Here is a 14,917-nt window from a genome sequence, read left to right on the forward strand (position 1 = left end):
TCCCTTCAGCTTTTTTTTTGCTGCATAACCATAACTGAATATTGCAAATGTAAGAAGGATATTTTTAATGGATGTCCTTCTTCTTGAACCGTCCACCACGAACCTCGGCAATATCACCGACGGCAAGGAAAGCAGAAGGATCGAAACTTTTTACGATATCTTTAAGTTTTGCTTCTTCAAGACGGTTTATTACGCAGAATATAACTTTTTTATCGTCCCCTGAATAGGCGCCTTCTCCAGCTAGATAAGTTACGCCTCGTCCTAAGCGATGCATGATTGCATCCCCTATATCCAAAAATTCATCGCTGATAATCCAAACAAATTTAGATTCATCCAAACCGGCTATAACGATATCCATCGTTTTATACGCTACAAAATAAGCCAGAATCGAATACATGGCACGATCCCAGGAAAAAACAAATCCTGCACTGCCAAGGATGAATAAATTGAAGAACATGACAATCTCACCAACAGAGAAAGGAAGTTTCTTACTAGCTAGAATGGCAAGGATTTCAGTTCCATCTAATGAACCACCATACCGAATTACCATTCCAACCCCAATTCCAAGTATCATGCCTCCAAAAGCTGAAGCAAGGAGAATATCCTGAGTGAAAGCTGGTACATGATGAAGCAATGTGGTAGTTAAAGAAAGGATTAATATTCCATATAGGGTAGATAAAGCGAAGGTTTTTCCGATTTGTTTATATCCAATAAAAAAGAAAGGAAGGTTTAAAACAAAAAGAAAGATACCAAGTTTCATGCCGGTGATATAAGATAACATAATGGAAATACCGGTAATGCCTCCATCGATAACGTTATTCGGAACAAGAAAAATCTCAAGGCCGACAGCCATTAATACGGCACCAATCGTTATGAGTAGACCTCTTTGTAAAACTTGCCTACGCGTCAGTTTTTTATGCTGCGTCTTCTTTTGTATAATTTCGGCTGTATTTGCGCTTGCTAGGTCCGACATTATCATGCCCCCACTCCTTTTTATATATATTCTCTATTTAATTATAAACGTATAAAAGGGATTAAAAAAAGAAATAAGCTCTCCGAACGTAGTTTGTTTTGCACGTACTCATGAATTGTAATCATTGTTCTCAGGAGGAGAACGATTGATAAACACTTTTTATTTTACTCGATACATAGGAAAAATATTTGTCATTCTATTATTTTTTTACATAGTTGTCGAAGATTTATTTATTGAATATACAGAAAATAACTTTAAATAACTCAGGAAGACAGGTAAATAGAAATAAAAGTCTTTAAGCAATTCGAAATTTACATTACAATATAGGATAATAGAACGATAGAGGTGAGAAGGTTAATGGAACAATCAATTGTATCATCCAATCCAATCCTATTTATAATTGCAGCACTCCTGACATTCATGGCTTGCTATACCGCCTTGGATTTGCTGACAACATATATTTCGGCAGAAAAATATAAACGTCTTTTGTATTTGGGAAGTACTTGCTCCATGGGAGTGACTATGTGGACGATGAATTTTGTATATGTTTTTACTTATGAGAGTGACAGGACTACGGCTTACAGCTTTTCCTTAATCATGCTTTCATTAATATTAGGAGCCATATTTGTAGGGATTGGCCTTTTGGCCATTGCCCATAACCCTTCCATGTTGCAAATGGTTTTCTGTAGCTTTATGTTTACGATGGCTCTTTTATCAAATTATTTAATTGGCCTGTATCCATTGAGTAAGTCCTTGGAACTTAATCCATGGTTGTTAGGTAGTACGCTAGTTATAATTTTTTTGTTGTTTGTAAGCGGATTTTCACTATTATTTTATAATGGAAAAGGGAGTCAACCCTTCCTAAAACCAGTCAGTACGATCATTATGAGCGGAGCAATTATTGGAGGACATTTTCTTTTTTTGAGAGGGCTTCCACTTACTCCAGAAATGGTGAATATGAAAGGACTCGCTCAATTAACACCCTTTATGCTTTATCTCGTATGCTTTGTTTCGCTTTTCATACTAGCGAATTTAATTGGCTCGAGCACAATTGTTGCAAGACGGTTGGTGAAGAGTGACAACCAAGTGAGTGATATCCGTTATGCTTTAGATCAATCCTCGATTGTGGCCATTACGGATGCAAAAGGCATCATAACCTATGTTAACGAAAAATTCATTGAAATATCCCAATATGAAGAGCATGAACTGATTGGAAGAAATCATTCAATCATTAACTCGGGTTATCATTCTAAAGAGTTTTTTTTCAATCTATGGAAAACGATCAGTAATGGACAGACATGGCATGGTGAGATATGTAATCGGGCAAAGAACGGGGAGCTCTATTGGGTGGATACCACGATTGTGCCCTTTATGAAGAAAGGAAAACCATATCAATATATATCCATACGATCTGATATTTCCAGTCGGAAAAAGGCTGAGAAGGATTTAAAGGTTTCTATTAAAGAATTGGGTGATATGTACTATGCCATTAATCAATCGTCTATCGTGGCCGTAACTGATGATGAAGGAATCATCGTCGAGGTTAATGAAAAATTCTCTGAAATTTCTGGGTACACGAGAAACGAGTTAATTGGACAAACGCATAAAATGGTGAATTCCGGATATCATTCAAGTGAGTTTTTCGAGAATATGTGGAAGACCATACATAAGGGCAAAGTATGGAAAGGGGAAATTAGAAACAGAGCGAAAGATGGTAGTTATTATTGGGTGGATACCACGATTGTCCCTTTTTATACAGTTGAAGGCAAACCCTATCAATTTCTCGCGATTCGCTATGATATCACAGAGCGAAAACAAACAGAAGAAATGCTTTATCGCCAGGATAAATTGGCAGCTGTCGGACAACTGGCTGCAGGAGTGGCCCATGAAGTAAGAAATCCTCTTACATCGATTAAAGGGTATACGGAATTCTTACAATTAGATGAAACGGATAGTGAGCGACAAGAATATTTGGATATCATTTTAGATGAAATCAACCGGGTAAATGAGATTATTGAAGAATTTTTGGATCTGGCAAAACCACAGTCCTTGAATCTGAAAACAAAGAATATCGTCCCGATTTTACAGAATGTTATCTCGCTAACTGAGTATGATGCGAAGAAGAAAAATATTATACTCTTCTTTACTAGTTTCCAAGAAGAAATCCATGTTCAGTGCGATGAAAATCGTTTGAAACAAGTTTTTCTGAATTTCATTAAGAATGGAATGGAAGCGATGCCGCAAGGAGGAGAAATCAGGGTCACTATGGAATTAAGGGAAAGGAAGGTTCATATTTCTATAACAGATACAGGAGTAGGAATCCCTCCCAATCAATTAAGAAAATTGGGTGAACCGTTTTTCACTACAAAAAAATCCGGGAATGGGCTGGGTCTTATGGTTAGCTTTAAAATCATTGAAAGTCATCAAGGACGAGTGTTTGTAGAAAGTGAAGTTGATAAAGGGACTGTATTTAACATTGTCCTCCCTCTGGAGTTGTTGCAAGAAAGAAAGAGACAAGAAAGGGAACTGGGACTAACTGTCTAGTGTTTGTAATAGTATTTAGATGACTTCATGGGGGATATTTTAGTGAATAAACTTGAAAAGGTTCATATAACACGATTAAAAGGGTTTTATCTTCTTTCTTTTTTTGCGGTAGGTAGCTTGACACCACTTTTAAGTGTCTATTTAGCTAATGAGGTCGGACTGAATGGATTTGAAATAGGGTTCATCATGTCTGTTGGACCACTGGTGATGATTTTTTTTCAACCTATATGGGGACTGATTTGTGACTGGACTGGAAAACCCACTAGGATACTGGCGTTGACTACCTTATTTGCTGGAATTTTTGGGTTAGGATATGTTTTATTTGAACCTTTTCTATTTTTAGTATGCATCTCAGTGGGACTGGCAGTTTTTCAAAGTGCCCTTATCCCTGTGTCTGATAGCATCACCTTGCAATATACGACGAGTATCAACGCGAATTATGGGAAAATCCGTTTATATGGTTCGCTTGGTTTTGGAGTTGCCGTTTTTGTGATGGGGAGGTTATCGGAAACTTTCATAGGCCCATCCGTTATTTTCTACGTATTTTTTATCAGCCTTCTTTTTGCTGCTTTTCTAGCTCTGCATTTACCCGAGGAGTCACCGCAAAAAAAAGCAAAGCTTTTCAGTGGAATAAAGGAACTTTTTATTATGAAACGTTTTGTCGTCTTTCTTGCCGTAACATTCCTGATTTTTGGTCCCAACCTGGCGAATAACGTCTATTATGGCCTATTCGTGGAGGCTAGGGGTGGAACCTATACAGGAATCGGCATTGCATTTCTGCTCGCGGTGCTGTCCGAAATTCCATTCTTACGTCTCGCAGGAAGTTGGATTCATAAATGGGGGTTGCTGCCAATCACGTTATTGGCAGGGGGTGCCTCGCTGGTCCGATGGGTTCTCTATTTTATGGAACCTGGTTTAGCCATTGTTTATATTTCATCTATCATGCAAGGTTTTTCACTTGGATTATTTATTCCAGCAGGTCTGCAATATATTAAAGAGGTTGTACCAGTTCATATAACCGTTACGGCAGTCACACTTTATTCTGCGATAGGGAACGGGTTCGGTAATTGGTTCAGTACATTTTTCGGTGGCATGATCATGGATACATCAGGTATTTACATGGTTTATCTCTTTTTTGGAAGTCTTTCGGTGCTTGGTATCATACTTACGGTATGGCTTATGATAATGGAGGGAAAGACGGGAGGTCAGCCCATATAGTAAAGAATTTATAATTTTTAAAGGACTTGCTCACATTTGTGAATAAGTCTTTTTTTGTTTGCTAATCCATTGAGTTTAATACGGTGCTAGTTGGTAGGTTATCTTGTTTTTACCGTGGAAGCCTACTGGAATCGGCTCATGGTTGTCATGCGTTTATGAAAAAAAGAACGGACAGTTTAGTTAACGGGGTCGACATCTTTTTATTATTGGAAATAATGTGTTTTAATGGAATTAAGTAAACCATCGGAAGGATGAATGTGATTGAGCCAAGTCAGGGTTATTGCAACAACTATTATAGCAGCGCTTATCGGACTGTTTTTTCTGTTTTGTGTAGGGTGGACACTTTACGATTACTATGGAGAAAAATCCTCTGAAGTGGAATTGAAAGAAGCAAATTCAAAATCAATAGAAAAAAATGTTCCAGATGATTTCACCTTAGTGGCCTTAGGAGATTCTCTGACTCGGGGAACTGGCGATGAGACAGGGAAAGGCTATGTGGGCCTTGTGGTCGAAGACTTGAAAAGTCGCTTTAATAGCAAACCCCTTGTTCATAACCTTGGAGTAAAGGGGCAAGTATCCAAAGAATTGGCTGAACAGGTGAAACAATCGGAGATAGGTCGCCAAATACAGTCAGCGGATGTCATCATGATTACAATCGGCGGGAATGATCTTTTTCAGCAAGGTCAGACCTTATTTGATTATGATCTTGAGGTTACCAGTGAATTGCAAAAGGACTATTTGGAAAATTTGAATGAGACTTTAAAGGAAATCACTAAATTAAATGATTCAGCCACCATATTCATGGTCGGTTTGTACAACCCCTTCATCGAATTGGATGAAGACTTTGATACAAATAAAATTGTTCGGGATTGGAATAACGAAACAGCTGAGGTGATTGCGACCTATGAAAATGCCGTATTCGTACCGACTTTTGATTTATTTCAGTTATCAGTGAATGAGTATTTGTATTCGGATAGATTTCACCCCAATAAGGAAGGGTATCGTTTGATCGCGGATAGGATCTCTCCTTTAATTCAATGGGAAGGGGAAGCAAAATGAGGAATGTGACATTGAGCGTGAAGAATCTAAAAAAAACGATTGGCAAGCGGGAAATCATAAAGGGAATAGAGTTTGAGCTAAGAGAGGGTGAAGTATTCGGCTTTTTAGGTCCGAATGGGGCCGGGAAAACGACGACAATCAGAATGTTGGTTGGCCTAATTAAGCCAACATCAGGTTCCATTGAAATATGTGGGTACGATGTACGTAAAAACTTTACGGAAGCCATGAAGAATTTAGGCTGTATAGTAGAAAATCCAGAACTTTACCCATATTTAAGTGGTTGGGACAATCTGCTCCATTTTGCACGAATGCTACCGGGTGTTGATGAATCAAGAATGAATGAAGTCATTGAGTTAGTTGGTCTTAAGGCTCGGATTCATGAAAAGGTGAAGACATACTCGTTAGGTATGAGGCAGCGGCTTGGTATAGCACAAGCTATGCTAAACAGACCTAAAATATTGGTCCTGGATGAACCGACAAATGGACTTGATCCCTCAGGAATCCGTGAAATGCGCCAGTTCATTAGGAAACTTGCAGAAGAAGAAGGCATGAGTGTTTTGGTATCTTCCCATTTACTGGGGGAAATACAACTTCTTTGTGATCGAGTGGCCATTATTACAAAAGGTGAAATCATCCAAACTGATACGGTAGAACATTTATTAAAGACTCAGGAAAAGATGATTTGGCGTGTTGAGCCATTGCAAAAGGGAAGCGAAATCCTTAGTGCGTTTACGGATATAATGGTGGAATACGATTATATCGTCACAAAATTTGATGAACATAGGACTCCCGAATGGAATGCCGCCCTGAATGTTGCGGGTGTGAAGGTACTTGAAATGAATCGTAGACTTCCAGCCTTGGAGGAGTTATTTTTACAAATAACCGGAAGTGGGGGTGCTGGAATTGAGTAACCTGATTCAAAATGAAATGATGAAGTTATTGGCAAAGAAACGGCTGCTCATCATTGGAATTATCGTAGGTATACTAGTGTTGATGTTTACATACGCACAATATAAACAAGTGGAGGAGCAAAGAGAGAAGTTAGGTACTGATGATTGGCGTACTGCAGTTCAACAGCAAATCATCGATACTCAGAACAGATTGAGCTCAAGCAGGATGTTGGATGAATGGAGAGAGCAGCTTCAGGTCACCCTAAAACAGCAGCAATATTATCTAGACCACGACATTAACCCTTCAGAACCTGGGGCTGCAACTTTTACACGTATGTTTTTGGAGAATTCAATAGACCTATTCATTCCCCTTTTAATCATGATTGTAGCCAGTGACCTCGTATCCTCGGAAAGTAGTCAGGGAACGATTAAACTCTTGCTCACTAGGCCTGTGAAACGATGGCAAATACTTTTGAGTAAATATATTACTTTGTTATTGGCTGTTTCCTTGATAGTGGCGATGACCGCTCTTCTCGCTTATTTTTTATCAGGTCTTGTTTTTGGGTATCATGGCTGGAATGCGCCGACCATTACCGGTTTTGGCATAAATGGCGGAGAAGTGGATATAAGCCAGGTAAGAATGGTCCAACAATGGAAATTCCTTTTGATGGATATGGGCCTAGTCTGGCTGGTGGCCGTAGTGGTAGGAACCCTTTCATTCATGTTGTCAGTACTAGTTAGAAGTACACCTGCAGGGATGGGTATCATGCTCGCCTCCCTAATATCCGGAGCCATTTTAAGCAACATGGTTTCTTCTTGGGAATCGGCTAAATATTTCTTTATGGTGAATTTAAAGTTGACCTCATATGTTAGTGGGACAGCACCTCCTATCGAGGGTATGACCTTATCATCATCTATGATTACTCTACTTGCTTGGTGGGCCATTGCCCTGCTTGTATCTTTTTCGGTATTTACACGGAAGGATGTTTTTTAATCGAGGAAGGCGTGTTGCACCAAGGCCGGTTTTTATTATTCAAAGGCGGGTATCCTTTTAAATGAAAGCAACGTTTAATAAATAAATAAGTGGAGGGGCTTATGGATAATAATAATTTGAACAAAAAAATCATTCCAATGACATCAGTATCCAGTGGGAAAGGTCAGTTTGTGAATAAGGATTTATATTGCTTTCCTATTCAAATTGTGAATGTCGTGTTCATAGGGTCACCAGATGAAAAGAAGTGGGTCCTGATTGATGCGGGTATGGCCGGTTCAGCAGATATGATCAAGAAAGAAGCTGAAGAGATTTATGGTGAGAATCATCCTCCAGAGGCCATTATCCTCACTCATGGACACTTCGACCATATCGGAGCACTAGTAGATTTATTGAAAGTGTGGAAGGTTCCGGTCTATGCACATCTAAATGAAATGCCTTATTTAACCGGCAAAGAGAATTATCCAGAACCTGATCCCACGGTGGAAGGTGGTTTGGTCGCGAAGATATCTTGGCTGTTTCCAAACGAGGGAATTGATTTGGCTGAGCAAGTTCAGCCCCTGCCGGATGACCATAGTGTTCCCGGACTTCCCGACTGGAAATGGATCCATACTCCTGGACACTCAACTGGGCATGTTTCTCTTTTTAGAGAAGGCGATCGAAGCTTGATTGCGGGTGATGCTTTTGTTAACGTCAGACAAGATTCCCTTTATAAAGTCATCACTCAGGAAAAAGAATTGACTGGTCCTCCACGCTATTTGACAACTGATTGGGATGCAGCCAAACAATCGGTATTAACCCTAGCTGATTTAAAGCCGAGGCTTGCGATAACGGGTCATGGTTATCCGATTGAAGGAGAGGAACTTACGAAAGGTTTAGCAAACCTAGCAAGGAACTTTGATTCTATTGCAAGGCCAGATTACGGGGAATACGTAGAATAAATAAGAAAGACTATTTTTCGAATAAAGTAAGATCTCATTTAGATGGAGGAATTATATGACGAAAATAAGAGATATTATGACATCCGATGTGGATTTTTGTACGGCTGAAGATAATGTATACGAAGCAGCTTTAAAAATGAAGGATGGTAATGTTGGAGTTATTCCCGTTTTAGAAAACAATCGTTTAATTGGTGTTATTACAGATAGGGACATTGTTACCCGTTCTGTCGCAGAGAAAAAACCAAATTCAACAAAAATCACCGATATTATCTCCACAGACCTTGTTACGGGTTCGCCGGATATGTCAGTGGAAGAAGCAGAGGATTTGATGGCGAGTGAACAAGTAAGAAGACTGCCGATTGTAGAAAAGGAAAAATTGGTTGGTATTATCGCTTTAGGCGACCTTGCCGTTCACAACCAGACAATTTCCGAAGCGGGTATCGCTTTACATTCTATTTCTGAGAACCGAGATCAGATTCAACATTAAAAACAAAAGAACTCTGCTAGCGGGAACGCTAGCAGAGTTCTTTTGTTTTTAAAGGTACTTATTAAACCATTCCTTGATTTCCACTATATGACGAAGACGCATTTTGGGTGACCCGCTTCGGGATACTTCATGGTTTTCATTTGGGAAGGAAACAAGCACCGCTTCTTTTTTTTGCCTTTTTAATGCTACAAAAAATTGTTCACTCTGTTCAATAGGACAACGATAGTCTTTTTCCCCGTGAAGTAATAGCAAAGGAGTTTGCACATTTGCTACATACTTTAATGGGGAGTGTTCCCATAATTTTTCTGGTGAGTTAATGACATCTCCTGAAATTTCCCATTCGGTGAAATAATATCCGATGTCACTGACTCCATAGAAACTTATCCAATTGCTTATGCAACGCTGGGTCACAGCCGCCTTGAAGCGGTTTGTATGACCGATAATCCAATTGGTCATGAACCCTCCATAGGAGCCACCCGTTACACCTAACTTTTCAGCGTCAATAAAGGAGTAGAAATCTAGAACATAGTCTACAGCAGCCATTAAGTCCTCATAATCCATTCCACCATAATCACCACGGTTGGCATCCGCGAACTCCTGTCCATATCCAACACTTCCGCGTGGATTGATGAACAATACAACATAGCCTTCATTCGCCAAAGTCTGAAATTCGTGAACATAGTTATTCGCATACATTGCATGAGGCCCACCGTGAATCTCTAAAATGAGGGGATACTTTTTATTATCCACAAATTCACATGGCTTCATGATCCAGCCGTGGATGAGGGTATCATCTGTTGAACGGAAGGAAATGGGCTCGGCAATAGCTATAGTTTTATCCTGTAAGTATTCATCGTTTACAAAGCTGATCTGTTCTTTATCGCCAGTCATGAGGTTATAAACAAATAAATCACCGGGATGAACAGGTGTACTTATGGCTACGATGGCATGATGGCTATCCGGGTTGATTGTTAACCCATATACATGTTGAGGCTCGAGGAGGGAAGGGTACATGGCCCCTTCAATCGATCCATAATAAACACCGGTATTTCCATAATCACTTATTAAGAAGTAAAAGCCTTGGCTGTCATTCGTCCACAGAATGCCAGGATCCACTGCGCCCATTTGGAAATCACCGATGGCGGAGCTTCCTATTTCAACGTCCCAACCTTCCGTCAAACATTGTATGGTTTCATCCAAAACAGAGTACAACCAGATTTTTGAAGAGGTTGCACCGGCAAATTCTTTGTTGTGGCCAATGTAGGAAAGGAATTCACCATTAGGGGACCATTTTGGATCACGGTAATATCCAGAGCTGCCAGTTACTTTTCGGGAAATTTTCGTCTTGACATCCATAATGTAGATATCTGTGAATAGGTCCAAATCACTTTTCCCCGGTGCACCGCTAATATAAGCGATTTGAGATCCATCTGGAGACCAGGCATTTGGGTGACTGTTCGTCAGATTTTCCGTTAGTAATATGAACTCACCATTTACTATATCTACCAAGACGAGTTGACTATAGTGATGATTGAAATATCCTCTGTCATCCCATTTGTATTTTATCTGATCATAACGCTGTACATCTTTGCATGAGGTTTCTTCTTCTTTTTCGGATAACACCGCCTTATTTTCAGGTACCATAGTGGATAGTAGCAGTTTTCTCGAACAAGGGGACCAGATGGGATTGGTTGCTCCATCGAGGAAATGCGTCAGCTGTCGGCACTCCCCACCGATTGAATGAATGATATGAACTTGTTTTTTTCCAGAACGGTCTGATAAGAAGCTAATGTACTTTCCGTCTGGTGACCAGCCTGGTGAGGTATCACGGTGATTCCCGAATGTCCATTGTTTTGTTTCAGTGGTGATCAGGCTATACATATATAAGTTGGAGATGTATTTTTCCGTTCGTTCATCGATGGTGGTTTGTACATAAATGACCATGCTGCCATCGGGTGAAAGTTTTGGATCGGTTACAGATTTCATCTGAAATAGGTCTTCTGCTGATATTCCTTTTTTGTGCATATTCTTCATCCTTTCATTTCTCGTCTCTATGTATTCGCTACAGGGAATTCCAAATCCTTTAGTAAATATTTTACACTTTGGAAACAAGTACACAGCGAATTTTCAGGCACGAGAATGAATAAGTGCCTAGGATGAAAAAATTCCGTCCTATGTATAGGCCGGAATAGAAGAAAAATCAGTCATTTCATTACTTTGGCATGTGTTTTGTATGTGGGCGGTGCGAAGGGATTTGAAAATCATGTTGCTCCATCATTTTGTAGTGTCGTTCAAAATGTGCGTACATTTTGTCTCCCTCTTCTTTAGAAAGCGCACCATATTCCACATATTTTTCAATTAACTCCTTTTTGTCTGCTAGTATCCTTTTTTGGATAGTGGCTAATTCTGTTTTTTGGGACTCTGTGAATTGTACGTTATCCTGCTTAACGGATTGTTGGTTTTCCTCAGCTGAAGCAGGAAGGATCGGCATGCAAAGTAATAGGGAAAAGATTGCAACCATTACACCTATTTTTTTCATTTAAAACACTCCTTTTAAATTTTTTTCACCATAAGGGTACCACCCATGAATATAATCTGGAAATTATCCTGATCAAGAACTTTACATGATTATCTTTTACAGTATTAACAGATTTATGTATATTTTTGTTGGCGGAAGAGTAGGTTTGTTAGTGGAAGATTGGGGTATTTTATATGTAAGATTAAATTTGCACACGCTTACGGCAATGGCTTAGAAGGATATCTGTAAGTGTTTGCAATGAAGGAAGGAAGAGAGTACAATGCTTTGGACGATAATTGGTGCCATCATCTTATTATGGATTCTCGGTTTGGTATTTAAAATTGCGGCGGGTTTTATCCACATCCTGCTTATCATTGCAGTCATATTGATCCTGGTAAAAGTATTTCAAGGTATACGCCGAAGGTAGACGTCGAGCGTAGCGCTAAATAGTATTAGTAATACACAGTTTATAAATTATAAAAAAAGTATCGGTTTCCTTGAATGAGGGTACCGATACTTTTTTCTGTCCCCTAATCAGGAGGCAGCTCACCCATCAGGCGTTTATGAATCCAAATGGCAGCCTGAGTTCCGTCCCCCATTGAAATGGTTACTTGCTCGGAATGGGCGGCAAGATCTCCTCCAGCCCATACTCCCAGAATATTTGTTTCTTTCGTACGTGGGTTCACATGAATATGATTTGTCTCATTTACATCAACACCAAGTTGTTTGGCAAGTGCATTATTTATTTTGTTCCCTTTAAATGCTACAAAAGCTTTTTCTGCTTCTATCCTTTTCCCATTTACCAATTGGATAGCTTGAAGATTTTGAGATTCATCGACTTTAACTTCCTCTACTTCTTCTTCGAATACAGGTATTTGGTTATCCTCTAGCTTTTTTCTGAACGTTTCATTGATCTTGGTTTTTGAATGGTTTACATAGATGATAGCTTTTGACCAATATAAAAGGGTGAGCGCCATGTTAGCCCCCGTATTTCCCCCGCCAATGACCACTGTTTGTTTATGCTTAATTTCATACCCATCACAGTCTGGACAAATATAAGTGGAGATACCAAGAGTAGGATAGAGATTCCTTATAGCTGGAATGTTATCGGTAACGCCTGTCCCAAGAAAAATCGTTTTCGCTTCGTAATGGATATCATCATCTGTGCACATTATAAAAAGATCCTCTTTTTTCTCGAGTGAGGTCACGGTACCGTCGAAGAACTCGACTCCGAACTTTTCTGCATGCTGTCTCCCTAGGCTCCTTAACCGTTTTCCGCTCACTCCTTCAGGCCAACCTAGAATGTTTTGATAGTCTTTAGCTATCAATGAACGGCCTTTCTGAGCGTCTATCACCGCTATATTGTGATTGTATCTTCCGAGTTGGATGGCAGCCTGTAAACCGGCGATGCCTCCTCCAATAATGATGCAGTCCACTTTTTTCATAATTTCACCGCCTGCTTTTAGGAGTTACCCTTTATGAGAAAAATATACCACTGAACATATACGAATAAACAAAGGTAAGACATAAAAAAGAGAGAAACCTCTATATATGGTTCCTCTCTTTTATAGGATAGCCTATTGGTCCTCTATGGGTTTGATCCATTCTTGTGCCCAGTTCTGTATCTCGTGAATCACCGGTGCAAGCGCTTCGCCTTTTTCTGTTAAAGAATATTCAATCCTGACAGGTGTCTCTGGGTAAACATCTCTTTTTACGATGCCTTCAGATTCCAAGTCTTTTAACCGTTCAGAAAGAATTCGGCCACTGATTGGGAAGGCAGATTCAATATTGCAAAACCGTTGAGGTCCATTAAGTAATTGATTGACGATCAATCCTGTCCAACGTTTACTCAAGATTTGCATGCCTTTTTCAAATCGAGGACAAAGTGTCACATTATTCATCATATCACCCCGTTGGTATTCATTATAAAGCATTTACCTCGCATGTAACAACTTTACTGAATATTATTTAGTTACTGTATAGGTTGTTATATAAAAAAGTATAGCTACTTACATATAGTAAGATTGATGGGTTGTGTTGACCAGAAATTGTCACATCTTTTAAAGAAATACTATTTCTTTAAGGTATTCTTTTAGAGATAGAGATAAGATCTATGATACGTTATTAGTATCTCAGGTCAGTATAGATGGAAGGATTAGTGGGATAAATGAGTGAATTACTACATGAAGCCATCTCCTTCATCAAGATATATCTTGATGAAATGGGTAAAACAGATGAAGAAGCGATGGATAGAATTAGTCAAATTAAAAAGGAAATCCAAGATACGGGTAGTTATAAACATACGCCGGAAGAATTGGAATATGGGGCTAAATTGGCCTGGCGAAATAGTAATCGCTGTATTGGTAGATTGTTTTGGGATTCATTGCGGGTGCTAGATAAAAGGGCTCTCCAAAGTGAGGATGATATTGTGTCTGCCTTGATTGAGCATATTGAATGGGCAACGAATGATGGAAATATCAGGCCAATCATCACCGTTTTTAAACAGCAGGACATTGAAAATAAGATAGAGATATGGAATCATCAGCTTATACGATATGCCGGATATGAGACGGAAACGGGCATAGTTGGGGATTCTAGTTCGATAGCTTTCACCAAACAGTGTCAGGCCTTGGGATGGGAGGGGAAGTATGGATCGTTTGATATCTTGCCACTCGTGATTCAAGTAGGCGGAAAAGTTCCAAGAGTATATGAAATCCCGAAAGAAATCATTAAAGAAGTACCAATTGGCCATCCTGAGTTTTCCTGGTTCCAGGACTTGGGTCTCAAGTGGTATGCTGTGCCCATTATTTCCGGAATGAAACTGGAGATTGGCGGTATTTCGTACTCGGCGGCTCCATTTAATGGATGGTATATGGGGACTGAAGTTGGGGCTAGAAACCTTGCGGATGAGGATCGCTACAATATGCTTCCCAGCATCGGAGAGAGAATGGGATTGGACATTCGAAGAGATTCCACATTATGGAAGGATCGGGCACTGATTGAACTGAATGAAGCGGTTCTATATTCGTTTAAAAAAGCTGGTGTGAGTATGGTTGACCATCATACAGCCGCCAAGCAATTTAAGCTTTTCGAAGAAAGGGAGGCATCATGTAAACGGAATGTAACGGGGGACTGGACATGGCTAATTCCACCTGTCTCTCCAGCAACGACGCATGTTTTTCATAAATCGTATCAAAATGAAATCGTTAAGCCCAACTTCTTTTATAAAAAGGCCCCTTACGTTAAATGAATGTTTACATTTAATGGGTGAGGGTACATATATATTAATCCAACGT

At 39.6% G+C, this 14,917-nt stretch carries 14 protein-coding genes; 9 read left to right on the forward strand and 5 right to left on the reverse strand.

Annotation, left to right across the window (positions count from 1 at the left end):
• Positions 1-64: 64 nt before the first annotated feature.
• The gene (locus ACIQXR_RS03120) at positions 65-973 is read right to left on the reverse strand and encodes a YitT family protein (RefSeq protein WP_402868742.1); all 909 of its coding nucleotides are present in this window, start codon (positions 971-973) and stop codon (positions 65-67) included.
• A 357-nt stretch (positions 974-1,330) separates the two neighbouring features.
• Between ACIQXR_RS03120 and ACIQXR_RS03125 the strand changes: the two genes are divergently transcribed.
• From ACIQXR_RS03125 to ACIQXR_RS03155, 7 genes are all read left to right on the forward strand, one after another.
• Entirely contained in the window at positions 1,331-3,517 is a 2,187-nt protein-coding gene (locus ACIQXR_RS03125) for a PAS domain S-box protein (protein ID WP_402868741.1), read from the forward strand.
• Between the two features lie 42 nt (positions 3,518-3,559).
• Positions 3,560-4,735, forward strand: a complete 1,176-nt coding sequence (locus ACIQXR_RS03130) for an MFS transporter (RefSeq protein WP_402868739.1) — start codon at positions 3,560-3,562, stop codon at positions 4,733-4,735.
• A 261-nt stretch (positions 4,736-4,996) separates the two neighbouring features.
• Positions 4,997-5,794 carry a GDSL-type esterase/lipase family protein gene (locus tag ACIQXR_RS03135; RefSeq protein WP_402868738.1) on the forward strand — a complete coding sequence of 266 codons (798 nt, stop codon included), beginning with the start codon at positions 4,997-4,999 and terminating at the stop codon, positions 5,792-5,794.
• Entirely contained in the window at positions 5,791-6,705 is a 915-nt protein-coding gene (locus tag ACIQXR_RS03140) for an ABC transporter ATP-binding protein (RefSeq protein ID WP_402868736.1), read from the forward strand. The genes ACIQXR_RS03135 and ACIQXR_RS03140 overlap by 4 nt, the downstream gene beginning before the upstream one ends.
• The gene (locus tag ACIQXR_RS03145) at positions 6,698-7,678 is read left to right on the forward strand and encodes an ABC transporter permease (RefSeq protein WP_402868734.1); all 981 of its coding nucleotides are present in this window, start codon (positions 6,698-6,700) and stop codon (positions 7,676-7,678) included. The genes ACIQXR_RS03140 and ACIQXR_RS03145 overlap by 8 nt, the downstream gene beginning before the upstream one ends.
• A 101-nt stretch (positions 7,679-7,779) precedes the next feature.
• Complete coding sequence (locus tag ACIQXR_RS03150) at positions 7,780-8,616, forward strand: MBL fold metallo-hydrolase (protein ID WP_402868732.1); 837 nt, start codon at positions 7,780-7,782, stop codon at positions 8,614-8,616.
• Positions 8,617-8,671: 55 nt separating this feature from the next.
• Positions 8,672-9,103, forward strand: a complete 432-nt coding sequence (locus tag ACIQXR_RS03155; protein WP_402868730.1) for a CBS domain-containing protein — start codon at positions 8,672-8,674, stop codon at positions 9,101-9,103.
• A 48-nt stretch (positions 9,104-9,151) separates the two neighbouring features.
• Here the strand turns inward: ACIQXR_RS03155 and ACIQXR_RS03160 are convergent, their stop codons facing one another.
• Together ACIQXR_RS03160 and ACIQXR_RS03165 are read right to left on the reverse strand one after the other, a co-directional pair.
• A complete protein-coding gene (locus tag ACIQXR_RS03160) occupies positions 9,152-11,128 on the reverse strand; it encodes a S9 family peptidase (protein ID WP_402868728.1) in 1,977 nt (658 codons plus the stop codon).
• Between the two features lie 187 nt (positions 11,129-11,315).
• On the reverse strand, positions 11,316-11,642 hold the full coding sequence (locus tag ACIQXR_RS03165) for a DUF2680 domain-containing protein (protein WP_402868726.1): 327 nt from the start codon (positions 11,640-11,642) through the stop codon (positions 11,316-11,318).
• Positions 11,643-11,901: 259 nt separating this feature from the next.
• On the opposite strand from ACIQXR_RS03165, the gene ACIQXR_RS03170 reads away from it, so the two are divergent.
• Complete coding sequence (locus ACIQXR_RS03170; protein WP_402868724.1) at positions 11,902-12,048, forward strand: lmo0937 family membrane protein; 147 nt, start codon at positions 11,902-11,904, stop codon at positions 12,046-12,048.
• A gap of 103 nt (positions 12,049-12,151) precedes the next feature.
• On the opposite strand, the gene ACIQXR_RS03175 is transcribed toward ACIQXR_RS03170, so the two are convergent.
• The gene (locus ACIQXR_RS03175; RefSeq protein ID WP_402868722.1) at positions 12,152-13,066 is read right to left on the reverse strand and encodes an NAD(P)/FAD-dependent oxidoreductase; all 915 of its coding nucleotides are present in this window, start codon (positions 13,064-13,066) and stop codon (positions 12,152-12,154) included.
• 132 nt (positions 13,067-13,198) lie between these two features.
• Entirely contained in the window at positions 13,199-13,522 is a 324-nt protein-coding gene (gene catR / locus ACIQXR_RS03180; protein WP_402868720.1) for a catDE operon transcriptional regulator CatR, read from the reverse strand.
• Positions 13,523-13,788: 266 nt separating this feature from the next.
• On the opposite strand from catR, the gene ACIQXR_RS03185 reads away from it, so the two are divergent.
• Entirely contained in the window at positions 13,789-14,871 is a 1,083-nt protein-coding gene (locus ACIQXR_RS03185) for a nitric oxide synthase oxygenase (RefSeq protein ID WP_402868718.1), read from the forward strand.
• The last annotated feature ends 46 nt before the right edge of the window (positions 14,872-14,917 follow it).

This window comes from Peribacillus sp. NPDC097224, from assembly GCF_044761985.1.
Taxonomy (GTDB): Bacteria; Bacillota; Bacilli; order Bacillales; family DSM-1321; genus Peribacillus.